This is a genomic window from Pontibacter chitinilyticus (assembly GCF_039748935.1).
Taxonomy (GTDB): domain Bacteria; phylum Bacteroidota; class Bacteroidia; order Cytophagales; family Hymenobacteraceae; genus Pontibacter; species Pontibacter chitinilyticus.
On the sequence record NZ_JBDIZJ010000006.1, the window covers coordinates 86,897 to 106,904 of the forward strand.

General features: G+C 52.6%; 11 protein-coding genes. 8 read left to right on the forward strand and 3 right to left on the reverse strand.

Going from position 1 to position 20,008, the window contains the following annotated elements:
- Positions 1-99: 99 nt before the first annotated feature.
- The 3 genes from ABDW72_RS11225 to ABDW72_RS11235 form a co-directional block, all read right to left on the reverse strand.
- Positions 100-537: an HYC_CC_PP family protein gene (locus ABDW72_RS11225; protein WP_347158657.1), complete on the reverse strand. Its 438-nt coding sequence runs from the start codon at positions 535-537 to the stop codon at positions 100-102.
- A gap of 192 nt (positions 538-729) precedes the next feature.
- Positions 730-1,545 carry an SDR family oxidoreductase gene (locus ABDW72_RS11230; RefSeq protein WP_347158658.1) on the reverse strand — a complete coding sequence of 272 codons (816 nt, stop codon included), beginning with the start codon at positions 1,543-1,545 and terminating at the stop codon, positions 730-732.
- Positions 1,542-3,383 (reverse strand): glycoside hydrolase family 15 protein, encoded by a 1,842-nt coding sequence (locus ABDW72_RS11235; RefSeq protein WP_347158659.1) that lies wholly within the window; start codon positions 3,381-3,383, stop codon positions 1,542-1,544. The genes ABDW72_RS11230 and ABDW72_RS11235 overlap by 4 nt, the downstream gene beginning before the upstream one ends.
- Positions 3,384-3,708: 325 nt before the next feature.
- Between ABDW72_RS11235 and ABDW72_RS11240 the strand changes: the two genes are divergently transcribed.
- The 8 genes from ABDW72_RS11240 (at position 3,709) to bglX (ending at position 19,802) form a co-directional block, all read left to right on the forward strand.
- The gene (locus tag ABDW72_RS11240; protein WP_347158660.1) at positions 3,709-6,621 is read left to right on the forward strand and encodes a hypothetical protein; all 2,913 of its coding nucleotides are present in this window, start codon (positions 3,709-3,711) and stop codon (positions 6,619-6,621) included.
- A gap of 265 nt (positions 6,622-6,886) precedes the next feature.
- The gene (locus ABDW72_RS11245; protein ID WP_347158661.1) at positions 6,887-9,865 is read left to right on the forward strand and encodes a SusC/RagA family TonB-linked outer membrane protein; all 2,979 of its coding nucleotides are present in this window, start codon (positions 6,887-6,889) and stop codon (positions 9,863-9,865) included.
- 21 nt (positions 9,866-9,886) lie between these two features.
- Positions 9,887-11,368, forward strand: coding sequence for a RagB/SusD family nutrient uptake outer membrane protein (locus ABDW72_RS11250; protein ID WP_347158662.1), 1,482 nt, complete (start codon positions 9,887-9,889; stop codon positions 11,366-11,368).
- Between the two features lie 72 nt (positions 11,369-11,440).
- Complete coding sequence (locus ABDW72_RS11255; RefSeq protein ID WP_347158663.1) at positions 11,441-13,066, forward strand: glucoamylase family protein; 1,626 nt, start codon at positions 11,441-11,443, stop codon at positions 13,064-13,066.
- Between the two features lie 113 nt (positions 13,067-13,179).
- Positions 13,180-14,556, forward strand: coding sequence for a glucoamylase family protein (locus ABDW72_RS11260; protein WP_347158664.1), 1,377 nt, complete (start codon positions 13,180-13,182; stop codon positions 14,554-14,556).
- 12 nt (positions 14,557-14,568) lie between these two features.
- On the forward strand, positions 14,569-16,302 hold the full coding sequence (locus ABDW72_RS11265; RefSeq protein ID WP_347158665.1) for a family 43 glycosylhydrolase: 1,734 nt from the start codon (positions 14,569-14,571) through the stop codon (positions 16,300-16,302).
- A gap of 382 nt (positions 16,303-16,684) precedes the next feature.
- A complete protein-coding gene (locus tag ABDW72_RS11270; RefSeq protein WP_347158666.1) occupies positions 16,685-17,356 on the forward strand; it encodes a GDSL-type esterase/lipase family protein in 672 nt (223 codons plus the stop codon).
- 130 nt (positions 17,357-17,486) lie between these two features.
- Positions 17,487-19,802 (forward strand): beta-glucosidase BglX, encoded by a 2,316-nt coding sequence (gene bglX / locus ABDW72_RS11275; protein WP_347158667.1) that lies wholly within the window; start codon positions 17,487-17,489, stop codon positions 19,800-19,802.
- Positions 19,803-20,008: the final 206 nt, after the last annotated feature.

A 20,008-nucleotide genomic window follows, 5' to 3' on the forward strand; every position in this document is an offset into this window, starting at 1 on the left:
GGTGCCATACATCACGGCAAAGGCAATCCGCAGCAGCAGGGCTATACAATAAAAGCCACTACTTTTAAGCGGGCCTAAGCGGCACCGGAACTTGTCAGATTAAAGAAGGAAGGACTGCACCAGCACGTGAATATCGCGGGACAGCGGGGGGGAAGTATAAAGGGCGAAAGCAGGCGTAGTAGCTGCCGCCGGCGCGTAGAAGTGAAGTATAACAGCTTTAACAACAGCTATAAACTTCAGGTCAAAAGTTTTGGTAAAGGTGATAGCCTTGCCATCTGTGGCCGTATCCAGGCGCTTGAGCTCCAGTTTGTGGTTTTCGCAGCAGCTTTTTTTAGCAAGGTGATGCTTTTGAGGAGTATGGCAGGGGGGCAGGCTTGCCTGCTGCTCCTGCTCCATGGGGCAAGCCGCTTTATTGCCAAAGAAAGTTACATCAGCCACTTCGCCGCCACAATAGTGCAGCCCTACGGCCATACCCGTCGAGGAGACGAGCACTAGCAGTGTAAGGGTTAGCAGAATGATCTGGCGGTAGAGCTTCAAGGTTTTATACTTTAGTTATACAAAAGTAATGTTTCGATGGTGAATGGCCTTATACTTTTATTTAAAAGATTTACAGATTTCCGAAAGTTTGCAAGTATAACTCTGAGTCCTTATACTATAGCGATCACAATACTTTTGCTTTAGTTATATACAAGGACTCAGGGTTATACTCCGATTTCCTGTATGCACTTATCACCCTTTATCGCTGAAGCCAGGGTAGAGCGTCATGCCGCCGTCTACATATAGCGTAGTGCCGGTAATGTAGTCAGCTTCATCCGTGGCGAGCCAAACGGCCACTTTTGCCACATCTTCCGGGTCGCCGATGCGGCCGTAGGGGATGAGCGAGAGCATGCCTTCTCGGCCCTTGTCTGTGTTCCAAACTTCCTGGTTGATCGCTGTTTTGATTGCTCCCGGCGAAATGCTGTTCACCCGGATCTTGTCCGGGGCCAGCTCCTGCGCCAGCGTTTTCATCAGCATCTGCACGCCGCCTTTGGTGGTGGCATAGTTTACATGCCCTGCCCAAGGTATAATATCATGCACCGAACTGATGAAGATTATGTGGCCGGCGGCCCGCTTTTCATCCGGGTTTACTTTGCGCTTCACGAATTCCCTGGCAGCAGCCTGGGCACACAAAAAATAGCCGGTCAGGTTGGTATTGATCACGGTTTCCCAATCCTGCAGCGTCATATCCAGAAAGCTCTTGTCGCGCTGTATACCTGCATTGCCTACCAGTATATCAACGGTTCCGAAGTTATCGGTGGCAGCTTTAAAAAGCCGCTCCACATCTTCGGGTTTGCCACTATCAGCCTGCACCACTACGGCCTGGCTGCCTGCTGCTTCCATCTGTCGCTTCACTTCTTCGGCAGGCGCCTGGTGCGAGTGGTAGTTGATGACCACTTTGGCGCCTTCGCGGCCCATGGCCAGCGCAATGCTTTCTCCTATGCCGGAACTGGATCCGGTCACAATGGCTACTTTTCCTTCTAATCTTTTCTGAGGTGAGTTGTTCATGAATATGCAGCAGTATCGTTGTTAGTTGATTTAGTATTTAGCTTTTTATTTAGCTCCACAGCGGCGCTTATCAGGGCCAGGTGTGTGAACGCTTGTGGAAAGTTGCCCAGCAGCTCGCCCTGTAATCCTATTTCTTCTGAGAACAGCCCCAGGTGGTTGGCATAGCCCAGCATTTTCTCGAACTGGAGCCTGGCTTCCTGCACGCGGCCCATCTTGGCCAGGTTCTCAATATACCAGAACGAGCAGATGCTGAAGGTGCCCTCCCTGCCAACCAAACCGTCGGTAGCGCCGTGCTCCGTGCTGTAGCGGTATACCAACGAGTCGGTGAGCAGGTTCTTTTCAATGGCCTTGAAAGTGGCTATCCAGCGGGGCTCTGATGGGCTCATCATGCGCACCAGCGGTATAATCAGGGTTGAGGCATCCAGCACTTTGGCACCCCGGTACTGCACAAACGACTGCCGCTCCTCATCCCAGAAGTTCTCATACACATCCTTAAAAATATCATTGCGGGCGTTCACCCATTTCTCCAATGGTGCCGGGAAGGAGCGGTGCTCCGCAATCCGGAGGCCACGGTCAATGGCAACCCAGGCCATCACTTTGGAATAGAGGAACTCCTGCCGCTCGTGGCGCACCTCCCAGATACCGTGGTCCGGAGTTTTCCAGTTATCCACCACAAAGTCTATAAAAACCGTCACATCTTTCCAGAAGGAGTAGGTGATAGGACCGCCGTCTTTGTTATAGAGGTAGATGGTGTCGATGAGCTCGCCGTAGATGTCCAGCTGAAACTGCTCGGAGGCGGCATTGCCGATGCGCACCGGTTTGGAGCCTTTGTAGCCCTCCAGGTGGGGTAGTATGATTTCCTCTAGGTGTGCCCCGCCGTCTACCGCGTACATCAGCTGCAGGTCCGAAGCTTTTTTCATGTCTTTGCTCCGCTGCATGATCCACTGCAGGAAGTGCTGCGCCTCGTCAGTATAGCCCAGCCGCAGGAAGGCATACATAGAGAAGGCGGCGTCGCGGACCCAGGTGAAGCGATAGTCCCAGTTGCGGCCGCCGCCAATGTACTCGGGCAGGCCAAAGGTGGCCGCTGCAATGGTAGAGCCGTAGTGTTGCGAGGTCAGCAACTTGAGGGTGATGGCGGAGCGCATCACGGTTTCGCGCCAGCGCCCCTGATAAGCAGACTTATCAGCCCAGTCGCGCCAGAACTTGATGGTTTGCGTAAACGCCTGGTTGGTATAACTTCGTAGGTTATCGCCCCGGAAAGAGCCTTCTGCCTGCGGCACGGCCTCAATGACAAACGAGGCTTTATCGCCCTCCAGTAACTGCCATTCGCCTACCAGATCGCCTTTTTGCACCTGCACCTGCAAGTCGGCCATAAACCGAAACTGTGTACAGTCTGGTCCCTGACTTCTGAACAGCAGCGCTCCCGGCTCCTGTTGCACTTCGTGTGGTGTGCGGGCATAGTTAAAGCGGGGGCGAAATTCCATTCGGAATGTCATTTTGCCTTTGATGACATGAAGCATCCGCACCACAGCCGTGTTGTTTCCCTCCTGCTTAAGTGGCATAAAATCGGTCAGCTCGGCCATACCATCGGGTGTGAAAAAACGGGTGAGCAGCACGCCGGTGTCAGGCAGGTAGAGCTGTTTGCAGTTTGTATCAGGGTGCGTGGATTTTAGCTGCCAATAGCCGCCTTTGTCCTTATCCAGCAGGGCGGCGAAAATGGTGGGAGAGTCGAAGCGGGTGAACGGCAGGTAGTCCATAGAGCCGGTGGAGGAAACGAGGGCGGTGGTATGCATGTTTCCAATCAGTCCGTAATCGGCAATAGGGCAGTATGATTTCATGCGTGCATCAATGGGTTATATCCCTGTAACGACTGCCTGAACAGATGGTTTCTTGTATGTACCTCCCGGCTATTATGGAGCGGCAGCAACATCGGGCTTCGTGCCGGCACACTTCTGCAGGTATCCTGCAAAGAGGCATAGGTCACCCTCAAAAGGAGTTCAGCCGGATGCGTAAAGCAATGAAGTACACGGATTGGCGTTGGTGATGCAGAGCAGAAATTCCTTTCGTTGCTTCAGAAGTATAGCCAAGTATGGCAGCTGCTGAAGCAAGGGTTAGGGCTTCTCTCTTTATTTTTCTAATATTGAGGCAAAAGAGCCAAAGGAGATGCTTATTCCCTTTATAAAAGAATTTAAGGCTGGTGTGATCGTCCTGCTCCTAAGCATTTTGGGGTATACTCGTGCCCATGCAGCAGGCGAAACAGGCAACGGGTTCACCTACACCCAGAATTATACGAAGTCGCTTTACCAGGCGGGTAACCAAAACTGGTCCGTCGCCCGCGATGGGCAGGGCATTTTATACTTTGGCAACTCCAACGGCCTGCTGACCTATGACGGGAGCAGCTGGCAGCTGTACCGCATGCCGCACCACATTATTGTGCGGGCGGTTGCTGCCGGAAACCACGGGCGCATCTATGTGGGTGGCTTTGGCGAGCTGGGCTACTGGGATTACCTGGACCACGGCAAGTTTACCTATCATTCGCTTACCAAACTCATCCCTAGGCAGTATGCGCTAAAGGACGAAGTATGGAAAATCTACGTGGCCGGCGATAAGGTTATCTTTCAATCGTTCGCCAGCATCTTTATTTATGAGCACGGAAAGATAAGCGTCGTTAAAGCTCCGGAGCCTTACCTGTTCCTGTTCCAGGCGGGCGGGCGCTTTTTTGCTGAGGTTATTTCCAAAGGTCTTTACGAGCTGAAGGGTGACCAACTGGTTTTTCTGGAGCACAGCGGAAAGATAGGCACCTCTGGTGTGTTGTCTATCCTGCCTTTCGGGCCAGGTGAGTTTCTGATCGGCACTGCAAAAAATGGCCTTTACAAGTATAACGGCTCCAATTTTATACCTTGGCAGAACGAAGCCAACGATTTCCTGAAAGCCAACCAGCTGAACAATGGGGCAGTGCTGGCAGGAGGCAGGTTTGCGTTCGGTACCATCCTGAACGGCATCGTTATACTTGACAAAGACGGCCATGTGCTGCACACCCTGAACAAAACCACAGGCCTGCAAAACAATACCGTGCTGAGCCTTTACGCGGACGGTAACCACAACCTGTGGGCGGGCCTCGACAATGGCATCGATCGGGTAGAGGTGAACTCTCCGCTCTATTTCTTCTTCGACAAGGCGGGCAGGTTCGGCACCGTTTACGCCAGCATCATCTACCAGAATAAAATCTATCTCGGCACCAATCAGGGCCTTTTCTACAGCGACTGGAACCCGACGGCCGCTCCCTTGTTTCAGTCGCTGAACTTCCGGATGATACCGGACTCGCAAGGACAGGTATGGGATCTGTCTGTGCTAGATGGGGAGCTGCTTTGCGGCCATAACGAAGGTACCTTCCGGGTTAAAGCCGACAAGCTGGAGCGTATCTCGGAGGTAAAAGGTGGTTGGGACATTAAAAAGCTAAACAGCAATCCTGCGTATCTGGTGCAGGGCACTTATACCGGGCTGGTGCTTTATACTAAAGACAAGCAGGGGAAGTGGGCGTTCGACCATAAACTTGAAGGCTTTCGGGAGCCGGTAAACCATGTGGAGCAGGACAACACGGGGCATCTATGGGCAACGCATCCCTACAAAGGCCTCTACCGGCTCACGCTCAGTGACGATTTGCGGCGTGTAAAGAAAGTCCGGACCTATGGCCAAACCGAGGGTCTGCCCAGCAATTTCAATGTCATGATCTCAAAATTGTATGATCAACTGGTGTTTTCGTCGGCCAAGGGCTTTTATACTTACGATGCTGTAAGCGACACTTTTACGCCTTATACACAGCTCAACAAAAAGCTTGGCACCTTTGCCTCTTCCGGCCGCATCATTCCGGCAACGGACAGCAGCTACTGGTTTATAGACAACGGCCATGTGGCGCTGGCCAAGCTGAACGGACCTGGTGGAAAGGCCGAAATTAACGCCAACCAGTTCAGCATTCTGGATGGGCGTATGGTGCAGCAGTATGAGAACATCAGCAAAATAAGCGATGGCAATTTCCTGATAAGTATAGATGATGGCTTCGTGATCTATAACATGCACATGGGCCGTTACCCGGTGCAGGTGCCGCCGGTGCTCATCCGGCGCGTGGAGAACACTACTGGCCGGCAAAAAAACATCAGCGACAATGCTTTATACATGCAGGGGCTGGAGCTGCCTTATAATGAGAACAACATCCGGTTCACTGTGGCACTGCCATACTACCAACAGGCCAGCACAGCGTTTCAGTATTTTCTGGAGGGCTATGCCGCTACCTGGTCGGCCTGGGGAAGCAGCAACCAGAAGGAGTATACTAACCTGGGCTTCGGTGATTACCGCTTGCATGTGCGCGCCAGGGTAAACGGAAGCCTGGTAACACAGGATACTGTGTTCCATTTCCGGGTGCTGCCCCCTTGGTATGCGTCAGGCTGGGCATGGGTAGGGTATGGGGTGTTGGCGCTGCTGCTGGCCTATGCCTTTAAGCGGCTGTATGCGCTTAAGCTGCAGCGCGACAAAGCACGCATACAGCAGGTGCTCGAGCAGGAAAAGCAGGAACACCTGCGGCAGGAGGCGCTGCTGAACGAGCAGAAGATTGTAAAGCTGAAGAACGAGCAGCTGCAGTCGGAATTGGCGGGCAAGAGCCGGGAGCTGGCCAGCACGGCGCTGAACATCGTGTATAAGAATGAGCTGCTGCAAAACATTCGCCAGGAGGTAGACCAGTTGCAGGATGAAAAAGGGCTGCGGCTGCCGGAGAAAAAACTTAGGAAAATACAAAAGATAATAGACGAAGGCATGAGCGACGAACGCGACTGGCTCATCTTCGAGAACAGCTTTAACGAGGCAAACGAGAACTACTTTAAAAAGCTAAGGGAAGAGTACCCGGAACTGACGCCAAATGACCTGAAGCTTTGCGCCCTGCTGCGCATGAATATGTCAAGTAAGGAGATGGCCTCACTGCTCAACATCACGGTTCGGAGCGTAGAGCTGCGCCGCTACCGGCTGCGCAAAAAGCTAAATATGGAGCACGACCAGAACCTGGTGGGCTTTATTATGGAGTTTTAGCTACTTTTTACCACATCATCACCTCTCATTTGGAGCTAAAAAGGCTCTTGCTTCAATTTCATACCTCTTCCATTTATCTGTCCTTGTCTATGCTCGTATATAACATAGGCTTAAAGGCCTATGACCGGACCGATAAGTGATTAATCATGTTTCGTAAGTTAAATTCCTATTGATGAGTTTTTGTAGAGGTCCTTTTTTTGGGGTCGAAGCAAATTACATTCAATTTAGCCATCATTCATCTCACCTACATCTAACCAAACAGATTATGAAGAAATCATTTTTACTATTATTTCTGTGTCTGCTAAATGTCCACTTTCTCTTTGCACAGGGTAACATCACCGTGGAGGGAACTGTGACCGATGCAACCAGCGGTGCTCCTTTGATAGGAGCAGGTGTGGCTGTGCAGGGGACTAGCACTGGCACCACCACCGACGTAAGCGGGCATTATTCCCTATCAGCCCCTGCCAATGGCACCCTTGTAGTAGATTACCTGGGCTATAACCAGCAAACAGTGCCCATTAACAACCAGACAACCGTGAATGTGCAGCTGGGCGTGAATACCGAACAATTGGAAGAAGTGGTGGTAGTAGGTTACGGCACGCAGGAAAAACGCGATGTGACGGGCTCTATCAGTTCTGTGAAAGGGGAAACCATCTCACGACAGGCCACCCAGAACCCGGTAAGTGCCCTGCAGGGCAAGGTTGCCGGCGTGCAGATCACCAACTCGGGCGCTCCGGGTTCCTCGCCGCAAGTGCGTATCCGGGGCGTAGGCTCTGCGCAGGGCGGCACTTCGCCGCTGTATGTGGTGGATGGTACGTTTGTGGATGACCTGAGCTTCCTCAATCCGAACGATATCGCCTCCATGGAGATTCTGAAAGATGCCTCTAGCGCCGCTATCTATGGGGTGCGGGCAGCCAACGGCGTGGTGCTGGTAACCACCAAGCGCGGCAAAGCCGGCCAGATGCGGGTGAGCTATAATGGCTATGTCGGTTTGCAGAAGGTAACTAATAAGCTGGAGATGGCCAATGGCCAGGAATATGCCACCTTGATCAACGAGAAGCAGGGTACGGACCTCGTAAATGCCGGCGGAACTTCTACCGACTGGTTTGATCAGGTGTTGCGTACAGCGCTGGTGCACAACCACCAGGTTACGGCTTCGGGAGGTTCTGAGAAAGTAACTTATACGTTAAGCGGCGGCTACCTGAACCAGGAAGGCATTGTGAAAGGCAATGACTACGAACGCATTACTGCCCGCTTGCAAACGGATGTGAAGCTAACCGACAAAATACGATTTGGGTATAATGCCATCTTCTATGACTATAAGTCCAAAGACATCCCCGGCAGTATCTTTCTGCAGGCTTTTGTAGCGCCGCCGGTGCTACCGGTGTTTAAAGCCAACGGGAACTATGGCGACCCGGCTGATATTGGACTAGGCGACTTTGCAAACCCGCAGGCATCTCTGGATTGGTATAACCAGAAATCGCAGGGGCAGCGCCTGACCAGCAACGTGTTTGGCGAGGTGGATTTTCTACATGACTTCACGTTCCGCTCCAGCCTCGGCATCGACTATGCTATCAATCAGTACCGTACCTACCAGTCGGCCGACTCGCTGACGACGGTGCAGAAAGCGCAGCGCAGCACGCTCACCAAATCCAGGAGCAAAGCCACCAGTTGGCTCTGGGAAAACACACTGACGTATAACAAAACTTTCGGCGACCACGACCTTACCGTGTTGCTCGGCATTTCGGCGCAGGAGAACCGCTTAGAGGACTTGATCGGCACTGCCAATGATGTGCCTTTTGTATCGGAAGCGACTTTATACTTAAGCCTCGGCGACCCGGACACGTACAGCCTCGTTAATACAGGCGACAGGTATACGTTCGCTTCCTACTTCGGCCGTATCAACTACAGCTACAAAGACAAGTACCTGCTGACTGCAACGCTGCGGAACGATGCCTCCTCCAAGTTTCCAAAGGACAACCGTTCCGATTATTTCCCTTCTATCGGTTTGGGCTGGCGTGTAACGGAAGAGCCGTTTATGCGCGATCAGACCATTTTCGACAACCTGAAGCTGCGCGCCAGTTGGGGTAAGCTCGGCAACAACAAAATCCCTTCCAACATTTTTGCGCTGGTGGTGTCTGATCCGGGAAGTTATACTTACTCTTTTGGTGGCGTACCTTATGTGGGTAGAAACATTGCCAGTGTTGTTCCGCCGACGCTGTTGTGGGAAGTAGTAAAAGAAGCAGATTTTGGTGCCGAATTTGGCTTTTTGAACAATCGCCTTACTTTTGAGGCAGACTGGTATAACAAGAAAACCGAGAACGCGGTGTTTACCGTGCCGATTTTGGGCTCAACTGGTCTGCTTTCTAGCACCGTGACAGGCAACTTTGCCACCTTCCGCAACAGAGGCTTTGAGTTTGTTGCCGGCTGGACCGATAACCCGAACCCAGACTTTAGCTACAACCTGGGCTTTAACCTGTCCACGAACCAGAACGAAGTGACGGATCTGGCTACTGGCAATAATGCTTTGTTCAACGGCAACCTGCCTCTGGGCGGTTACCAGGTAACTGTCTCACGAGTAGGCGACCCGATCGGCTCATACTATGGCTACGTGGTGGATGGCATCTTCCAGAATGAGCAGGAGATTGCCGCTTCAGCGCAGGCAAACAGCAGTTCAGTGCAGCCCGGCGATTTCCGCTACAAAGACCTGAACGGTGACGGCCTGATCGACAGCAAAGACAAAACCATCATCGGTAACCCGAACGCCGGGGTATACTATGGCATCAACGGCGGCGTCACCTTCAAGAACTTCGATCTCAACATTGATATTCAGGGAGTAGCCGATGTGGATGTGTATAATGCCAACCGCAACATTCGCTATGGCAACGAGAACTTTACAAAAGACTTTTTCGATAACCGCTGGCACGGGGCAGGTACTTCCAACACCTATCCATCGGCTGATCTGACCGGAACCAACCTGGATCCCAGCACTTTCTTTGTGGAGAGCGGCGATTACATCCGCCTCCGTACCATTCAGCTAGGTTACAACCTGCCCAGCGGTATCGTAGAGAAGTGGAAAATGCAGTCGTTCCGGGTGTATGTGAATGCGCAGAACGCTATTACGCTGTTCGACTATAACGGCTTTTCGCCGGAAGTGGGTGGCTCACCCATCAGCCAAGGTATCGACCAGAACGTGTACCCGCTTTCCGCTACCTATAACTTAGGCGTAAACGTCACCTTTTAATCTCCATCACAGCAATCCATTATGAAAAATATAAGCTTTAAGACAAAACGAAACATACTTGCGTTAGCCGGTATACTTTCCATTGGCGGCCTGTACTCCTGTAGCGAATCCTTTCTGGATGTAGCGCCGGAAGGGCAGACGCCGAGTGAGAACTTCTTCACCAACCAAGCACAGGCCATTCAGGCAGTAAGCTCCATCTACGGCAACCTCAAAGGCTTTAACGTTATCGCATTTCCGTGGCTGGCCGTCACTACCATCGCTTCCGACAATGCCGAGAAAGGCAGCGTACCCGGCGATGCAGGCTTCCTCGATACTTTCGATGATTTCACCCTCACCTCTACGGAGGGGCAGCTGAACGGCTTTTGGGAAGGTCAGTACCAGGGAATCAACCTGGCAAACCAGGTTATTTCCAATGTGCCTTTAATTAACATGGACGAAAACCTGAAAGCGCGGCTGATTGCAGAAGCTAAATTCCTGCGGGCATTCCACTACTTTAACCTGGTGCGCACATTTGGCGGCGTACCCCTCCGGACCAGCGTGCCTGTTGGGGACGAGGAAGAAACGCCGGAGCAGCTGAACCCTGCGCGGGCTACAAAAGAGGAAGTATACAATCAGATTGTATCGGATCTGCAGGAAGCTATTAATGTGCTGCCTGCAAATTACGATGCCGCCAACATAGGCAGGGCCACAAAAGCCGCTGCTTTAACGTTGCTGGCGAAGGTGCAGCTTTACCAGAAGAACTGGAATGAGGTGCTAAGCCTGACGCAGCAGGTAATGGGCATGGGCTTTGCGCTGACACCCAACTACCATGACATTTTTACCATTGCCGGCGAGAACAATGCCGAGTCCATCTTTGAGATTCAGGCCCAGACGTTTCCGGGAAACTGTGGCGCTGCTAACAGCCAATGGGCGGAGGTACAGGGCGTACGTAACCAGTTTGGTTGGGGCTTTGTGGAGCCAACCGAGGATCTGGTGAATGCGTTCGAAGAGGGCGATGAACGCCTGGATGCAACGATTCTTTTCCGGGGTGAAGAAACTGCGGAGGGCGATAAAATTACCGAAAGTGCTCCGAACCCACGCTATAACCAGAAAGCTTACGTGCCCAGCTACGTGACACAGGAGTGCGGCTACGGACGAGACCAGAATATCCATATTTTACGCTATGCCGAGGTGCTGCTGATGCATGCCGAAGCAGCCAACGAACTGGGCCAGACACAAGAGGCGCTGAATGCCCTGAACATGGTGCGCAACAGGGCCGGGCTGGCTGATGTAACCACCACAGACCAGCAGGAGTTGCGCCAGATAATCTGGCACGAACGCCGCGTAGAGCTGGCTTTGGAGAACGGCGACCGCTTCTTTGACCTGGTGCGTCAGGGCCGTGCGGCCGAAGTGCTGCAGGCGCTTGGCAAGCATTTTGTGGAAGGTAAAAACGAAATATATCCCATTCCGCAGCGCCAGATTGATCTGAGTGGTGGCGTGCTTACACAAAACCCGGGCTATTAAGCTGTAAATTCTATTCAGAAGTATGGAGCATGTCAAAGGCTTCATACTTCTTCTTTTACTTTTATACTGCCAATGAAAATACTCCGGCTGTGGTTATACAGTAGCTTGATGTTGGGTTGTCTTGTTTCCTGCCAGAAAGAAGCCACAACACCTGATGTCGCTCCCGTGGACGACCCCGCCACACCTGTTGTAGCAAACGTTGCCGCAGACAAAGCACTGCTCGACAAAGTACAACTATCCACCATCGGTTATTTCTGGGAGTATGCCCACCCGGCGTCTGGCATGGCGCGGGAGCGCACCGGCTCAGGCGATGTGGTGACGACTGGCGGCACTGGCTTTGGCGTGCAGGCCATACTTGTCGGCGTGAGTCGTGGGTGGATAGACCGAGCAGCAGCGATAGAACAGCTGAACAATCTGTGCGATTTCCTGGCAACGGCTGACCGTTTTCACGGTGCCTGGCCGCACTGGTTGAATGGCAGCTCAGGCAAGGTGATTCCGTTTAGCGCCAAAGATGATGGCGGTGACCTGGTAGAAACCTCTTACCTGATCAATGGCCTGCTAGCAGCGCGGGCATACTTTAGCGGAACAGGGGCAGAAGCTGAACTGAGGGATAAAATTACGAATCTGTGGGAGGCGGTGGAGTGGGACTGGTACGCCTCGCGGGGCGAGGGCTTGTTGTACTGGCACTGGAGTCCGAACAATGGCTGGGAAATGAACATGCCTATCCGCGGCTGGAACGAGGCGCTGATTACGTATGTGCTGGCGCTTGCCTCGCCTACGCATGCCATCTCGCCGGAAGTATACCGGCAAACCTGGGTAGCAACCAGCTTTGGCTCACCGATGAATTATGGAGGCTATACTTTGTGGATGGGACCAACATATGGCGGTCCGCTTTTTTTTGCGCAGTACTCTTTCCTTAGCCTCGACCCGAAACAGATGGAAGATACTTATGCCAATTACTGGCTGCAGAATGTCGATCATACCATGGCTAACCGTTCGTACTGCCTGAACAACGCGCCAGAAATCTACGGCTACGCTGAAAACTATTGGGGCCTCACTGCCTCCGATGATCCGAAGGGGTACAGCGCACATGCTCCCGGCAACGACAATGGCACCGTAGCACCCACAGCCGCGTTATCGTCCTTCCCTTACACACCATACTACAGCATGCAGGTGCTTCGTAACTTCTACGGCAGCCTCCAGAGCATATTAATTGGGCCGTATGGCTTACAGGACGCGCACAACAAGGCGCAGAACTGGGTCGCAAAAGACCAACTGGCCATTGACCAGGGGCCAATAGTGGCGATGATCGAGAACTACCGCAGCCGGCTGCTCTGGCGCCTGTTTACCGATCAGCCTGAGATACAGGCCGGTTTAGCCAAAATGGATATACATCCGCCTGATTATGCCAATGGTTTCCCGCTGGCCGTACCCGACATACAGAAAGGCCAGGTAGACCTGCTCAAGCACCCTGATCTGAATGCGTATACGCTAGATGTAGCCACGAAAGGAGAGAGCAGCTATACGTTATACTTGCAGCGGGAAGACGGGAGCACGGCTGAAGCCATCTGGGATAAGCAAGTGCAGCCGGATGGGCTGCAGCAAGTGATATTTGGGAAAGAAGCCTCCACAGGCAAGTATAGCCTGCACTTGGTTAGCCCAACCAGCAGCAAGGAAGTAACGGTATACCTGCATTAAAGCGGCAGTAGCACCGGGTTTATACTTTAGCTCATGCCAGCACCTGGTGGATTTGTTCGTTTACAAGGAGCGAAGCACCGGGTGGGCATCAACTTAGAAATCAGAAAAGAACTATGAAGAAACACCTTTACCTGCTCTTGGTCCTGCCACTGTGGCTGTCTGGCTGCCATAAAAAGCCGACCGATGCCACAGTTAACAGCGTTGCTACTCCTTCAATCAACACTAATACGGCTGCCAAACTCAACGATGACGAACTGCTGACGAAGGTGCAGCAGAACACATTTCAGTATTTCTGGGATGGGGCGGAACCTACTTCCGGAGCTGCCCCCGAACGCATCCACCTCGACAATGATTACCCGGAGAACGACCAGCACGTGGTGGCCACCGGCGCCACGGGCTTTGGGGTGATGGCCATACTTGTTGGCATAGAACGCGGCTTCATCACGCGGCAGCAGGGCTTTGAGCGGCTGCAAAAAATTACGAACTTTCTGGAAAAAGCCGACCGCTTTCATGGAGCCTGGCCGCACTGGATTGAGGGTGAAACTGGCAAAGTGAAGCCCTTCGGCACCAAAGACAACGGCGGCGATTTAGTAGAAACCTCGTACCTGGTGCAGGGGCTGCTGTGCGTGCGCCAGTACTTTAAAGAAGGCAATGCGCAGGAGAAAGCGTTGGCCGCCCAGATAGACCAGCTGTGGCGCGGCGTGGAGTGGGACTGGTACCGCCACGGCCAGAATGTGCTCTACTGGCACTGGTCGCCAACTTATGCCTGGCAGATGAATTTCCCGGTGCAGGGCTATAATGAATGTCTGATTATGTATGTTATGGCCGCGGCTTCACCTACACATACCATTCCTGCCGAAGTATACCATGAAGGTTGGGCCCGCAGTGGTGACATCCGGGCCGATGCGCACCCATACGGCTATCTTATTGCACTAGAGCACAACGGCCACCATGGCAGTGTAGGGCCGCTGTTCTGGGCACAATACTCTTACCTCGGCCTCGACCCGCGCGGCCTCAAAGACCGCTACGCCGACTACTGGCAGCACAACCAGAACCATACGCTCGTGAACGTGGCCTACTGCGTCGATAATCCCAAGCACTACCAGGGCTATGGCGAAGATTGCTGGGGCCTCACCTCCAGTTATTCCGTAGATGGTTACGCCGGCCACAGCCCCACCAACGACCTGGGCGTGATTTCACCCACGGCCGCTATTTCTTCTTATCCTTACACGCCAAAAGAGTCGATGAAGGTGATCCGGCATTTGTATGAGGACCTGGGCGACAAAGTATGGGGCAGGTATGGTTTTTACGACGCCTTCAGTCAGGAGAAGAACTGGTTTCCGCAACGCTACCTGGGCATAGACCAGGGGCCAGAAGTGGTGATGCTGGAAAACGGCCGTTCGGGTCTGCTCTGGAATTTGTTCATGAGCGCTCCGGAAGTACAGGCAGGTCTTAAAAAATTAGATTTTCAGAGCCCGAAACTAAAGTGAAAATTTTAACCTATGCATCAGAAACGCTACTTGTTATTCCTTTTACTCGCCGCCTCGGTATCCTTTTTCACGAACGCACAGGCACAGTCGGATAAACAAACAACCTACTGCAACCCCCTGAACCTCGATTATACTTACATGATCTATAATTCGGATCAGGACCTTTCGTACCGCTCCGGCGCAGATCCGGCGGCGGTGGAGTTCCGAGGCGAGTACTATATGTTCGTGACCCGCTCCCTCGGCTACTGGCATTCTCCCGACCTGCTGCACTGGGATTTTATCGAGCCACAGAAATGGTATTTCCAGGGTTCCAATGCGCCGGCAGCGCACAATTACAAAGACTCGGTGCTGTACGTGACCGGCGACCCGTCTGGCGAAATGAGCATGCTGTACACCGATAATCCGAAGAAAGGCGACTGGAAGGCTGTTCCGTCCATCCTGCACAACCTGCAGGACCCGGACCTCTTTATTGACGATGACGGGCAGACCTATATGTACTGGGGATCTTCAAACGTGTATCCGATCCGGGCCAAAAAACTGGAGCGCAGCCACCGTTTTATACCCACTGATAGTATCTATGATCTATTCAACATTCAGGCAGGGAAGCACGGTTGGGAACGTTTCGGCGAAAACCACCAGGATACGGCGCGCGGCTACATCGAAGGACCATGGATGACGAAGCACAACGGCACCTACTACCTGCAATACGCCGCGCCAGGTACGGAATTCAACGTGTATGGCGATGGCGTGTATACCAGCAACAATCCGCTGGGGCCATATACCTATGCGCCTAATAACCCCATCTCGTACAAGCCGGGCGGCTTTGCCAATGGCGCAGGCCACGGCAGTACAGTTATTGGTCCGAACGACCAATACTGGCACTTTGCGTCGGCATCTGTGTCAGTGAACGTCAATTGGGAGCGGCGTATCAATATGTTCCCGACCTACTTTGATAAAGACGGTCTGATGTATGTGAACACCTATTTCGGGGATTACCCGCACCTGGCACCTACGGTGGTGGGGAAAGAGGGGAAGTTTGCCGGCTGGATGCTGCTGTCGTATCACAAGCCGGTAACTGCCTCTTCCGCGTTGGAGGAGTATAAACCGGAGAATCTGGTGGATGAGAACATCCGCTCTTTTTGGGTAGCCAGGGAAAACAACAACCAGCAGTGGGTGCAAATCGATCTGCAGAAAGCCGCCAAAGTATACGCTATTCAGGTAAACTTCCACGACTATAAATCGAACCTCTATGGCCGACCGGAAGGGCTGCACCACCAATATATGGTAGAAGGCTCTACAGACGGGAAAAGCTGGATCCCGCTGGTAGACCGCAAAGACAACCAGCGCGATGTACCGAATGATTATGTAGAACTGGTTTCGCCGCAGACTGTGCGGTATGTGCGTTACCGGAACATCCACGTGCCTACGCCCAACCTGGCTATCTCCGGTTTACGCGTGTTTGGACTGGGGCAGGGCAAAGCACCGGGCAAAGTGAAAGGATTTGCTGTGAAGCGCCAGCAGGACCGCCGCAATGCCCAAATTGCCTGGCAAAAGCAGCCCGGCAGCCAGGGCTATAACGTGCTGTGGGGCATCGCGCCGGATAAACTCTACAGCTCCTGGCAGGTATATGGCGATAACTCCCTATTTATGCGGAGCCTGGCAACGGACCAGACCTATTACTTTGCAGTAGAGTCTTTCAATGAGAATGGCGTGTCGGAGCGGTCGAAAGTGGTGAAGGTGGAGTAGGAGGGCAATGCAGGAAAAAAATTTATTATGAAGTATGGCTTTTCTTAATTTCAGAAGTTTAGGCTTTTTGCCAGGGTTTCGCCTTGCCGGCTGGGCCTTACTTTCCTTCTTAATAAGAAAAGTAAGAAAAAGAATCAAGAAGCTTCAAACTCGCTGAACGCTCAAACAGTGAAGCTTAAAATTACGCACCTGGCAGGTTTATTTGCTCTGTAGCTTTGAAGAATGAAGGGATACTTTGGGTGAGTTAACCATACATTTTAACTAAATCGCGCACCTTTAGAAGAGCAGTTACAAGTTTCCTGCTTTGGACAAGAAAGGTTAGAGTTGGTGATGTAAACACAAGGCTTATAACTATAGTAAAAGCAGTTATATTAACTTAAAGATGAAAAAATTACTTTTATACTTTGTTGGGCTGGTGCTGACCTGTTTTATACTTACCAGGGCGCAGGCGCAGGAACAGAGGTCACCGTTCTGGGACGAGATCCAGGCCTTTAAGAAGCAGGACAGCTTGCAGATGCCGCCGAAGAATGCCATCCTGTTTACGGGTAGTTCCTCCATTCGTAAATGGGAGAGCCTGCAGCAAATGTTCCCGAAGTATACTGTCATCAACCGCGGCTTCGGTGGCTCCACACTTCCTGACCTCAAGCGCTACCTCAACGACATTGTGTTTCCGTACCAGCCGAAGCAGATTGTTATTTACTCCGGTGAAAACGATATTGCCACGGATACCGTGCTGGCGCCGGAAGTGCTGCAACGGTTCAAAGACGTTTTTACCGCTATCCGCCAGAAAATGCCGGAGGTGCCTATCCTGTTTATCTCCATTAAGCCCAGCCCTTCGCGAGCGCAGTATTGGCCTATTGTGCAGGAGGCAAATAAGCTGATAAAGGCTTACCTGGCGCAGCAGCCCAGGGCTAAGTTTGTAGATGTGTACGCGCCGATGCTCTTGAAAAACGGCAAGGCCATTCCGGAGATTTTTACACAGGACAGCCTGCACATGAACGATAAAGGCTACCTTATCTGGAAAAAACAGATTCAGCCCTATCTGGTGAAGTAAAAATGTTAGCTACTGGCTGGCGCGAGCTTGCAGCTCGAGTCCCATACTGGGGTAGCACGAGCTGCAAGCTCGCGCCAGCGGGGAGAAATGATTACGCCATACTTATTCAAATAACAACCAACAATAATTCATGAAGCAATCCATACTTACCGCTTTGATAATAGCCGCTTGCCTCTCGGGCTGTCAGGCGCAGAAAAAAACGACACAGCAGCAGACCAGCACCACTGCGACTGACCCGCAGCAGATGAACCAGTTTATCGACCAACTGATGGCTAAGATGACACTGGATGAGAAGATCGGACAGCTGAACCTCGTGTCGGTGGGCTTTGACGTGACGGGACCGGTGGTGAGCGAGAACGTAGATGAGAACATCCGCAAAGGCAACGTGGGTGGCGTGTTCAACACCTATACACCGTTGGCTGCGCGCAAGCTGCAGGAGTTCGCCGTAAATAACACGCGCCTTAAAATTCCGCTCATCTTCGGCTACGACGTCATCCACGGGCACCGCACCATCTTCCCGATTCCGCTTGGCCTTGCTACGAGCTGGGACATGGACGCGATTAAACGCAGCGCCCAGATTGCTGCCGATGAAGCCAGCGCCGATGGGCTGAACTGGGTATACTCGCCGATGGTAGACATTGCCCGCGACCCACGCTGGGGCCGCATTGCCGAAGGAGCTGGTGAGGACCCGTACCTGGGCTCGCAGGTGGCTCGTGCGATGGTGAACGGCTACCAGGGTAACAACCTGGCTGCTCCGAACACGGTCATGGCCTGTATCAAGCACTTTGCCCTGTATGGAGGGGCAGAGGCCGGCCGCGATTACAACAGCGTGGACATGAGTATGAACCGCATGTTCAACGAGTACCTGCCACCCTACAAAGCCGCTATCGATGCGGGCGCAGGCAGCGTGATGTCTTCGTTCAACAACATCAACGGCGTGCCCGCCACAGCCAACAAGTGGCTAATGACAGACCTGCTGCGCGGTAAGTGGGGCTTTGATGGCTTCGTGGTAACAGATTATACTGCCATTAACGAGCTGATGGCGCATGGCTTGGGCGATGAGGCAACGGTGGGGGCATTGGCATTAAAAGCCGGCATCGACATGGACATGGTAGGAGAGGTGTTCCTGAAGCAGCTGCCACAACTGATCAAAGATGGCCGTGTGTCGGAGGAGGACGTGAACAAAGCTTGTCGCCGCATTCTGGAGGCCAAGTATAAACTGGGCTTATTCCAGGACCCGTACCGCTATACAGACGAGCAACGTGCTAAGAACACGCTGATGAAGCCGGAGTATCGCCAGGCGGCCCGCGAGATTGCCCGCAAAAGCATGGTGCTCCTGAAAAACGAAAAGCAAACGTTGCCGCTCAAAAAGACAGGCACGATTGCCTTGATTGGTCCGCTTGCAAAAGACCAGCGCGACATGATTGGCAGTTGGAGCGGTGCCGGCGACTGGAAGCAAGCCGTGTCGCTGGAGCAGGGGATACGCAATGTGGCAGGCACAGGCGTGAAGATCGTATACGCGCAAGGGGCCAACATCACGAACGACCAGCAGCTGATCGAGCGGCTGAACTCCAATGGCGGTGAGCTGCAGATCGACAAACGCTCGCCAGAAGTTATGATTGCTGAGGCGGTAAAAGCGGCACAAGGGGCTGACGTAATTGTGGCCGCCGTGGGCGAGTCGCAGGGGATGACGGGAGAAGCGGCCAGCCGCTCGGATCTCGGACTGCCAGGCAACCAACTTGACCTGCTGAAGGCGTTGAAGCAAACCGGCAAACCGCTGGTGGTAGTGCTCATGAACGGCCGTCCGCTTACGCTGACTTGGGAGGATGAAAACGCCGACGCTATGCTGGAAACCTGGTTTGCCGGTACAGAAGCAGGCAATGCTATCGCAGATGTGCTGTTTGGGGCTTATAATCCATCAGGCAAACTCACCGCTACGTTCCCGCAAGTAGTAGGGCAGGTGCCGCTCTACTACAATCACAAAAGTACCGGCCGCCCTTACGCCGGCGACGTGCTGGACAAGTATAAATCACGCTACCTCGACGTAACAAATGACCCGCTTTACCCTTTCGGCTATGGGTTGAGCTACACTACCTTCAGCATCTCGGAGCCGCAGCTAAGTAAAACAAGCATCAGCCCGAATGAGAATCTGCAGGTGCAGGTAAACGTACAAAACACCGGCAATTATGACGGTGCAGAAGTGGTGCAGCTTTATGTGCAGGACGTGGTGGGTAGCATCACCCGCCCAGTGAAAGAGCTGAAAGGTTTTCAGAAAATCATGCTGAAGAAAGGCGAGAGCAAAACCGTTACCTTCAACATCACCCCAGACGACCTGAAGTTCTACAACAACGACCTGGAGTATGTGCTGGAGCCCGGTGATTTTAAAGTATATGTCGGTCCTAACTCCCGCGATGTGAAAGCAGCCGACTTTAAAGTAGTGCAGTAAAAGCACCAGCGGGCATTAATATTACAAGTGCTCCTATTTGCAAACGGGACAGTAGCATTACTGTCCCGTTTGCATTTGTAATCCGCTGCTGCTGTATTTTCGTACATTATTTTTTAAATGGCGCAGGTGTTGCCTAAATGTTTGGCACTATACTTGAAACACTGTAGCCAATACCTGCAGAGGCAGTTTTAAGTATAACCAGCATG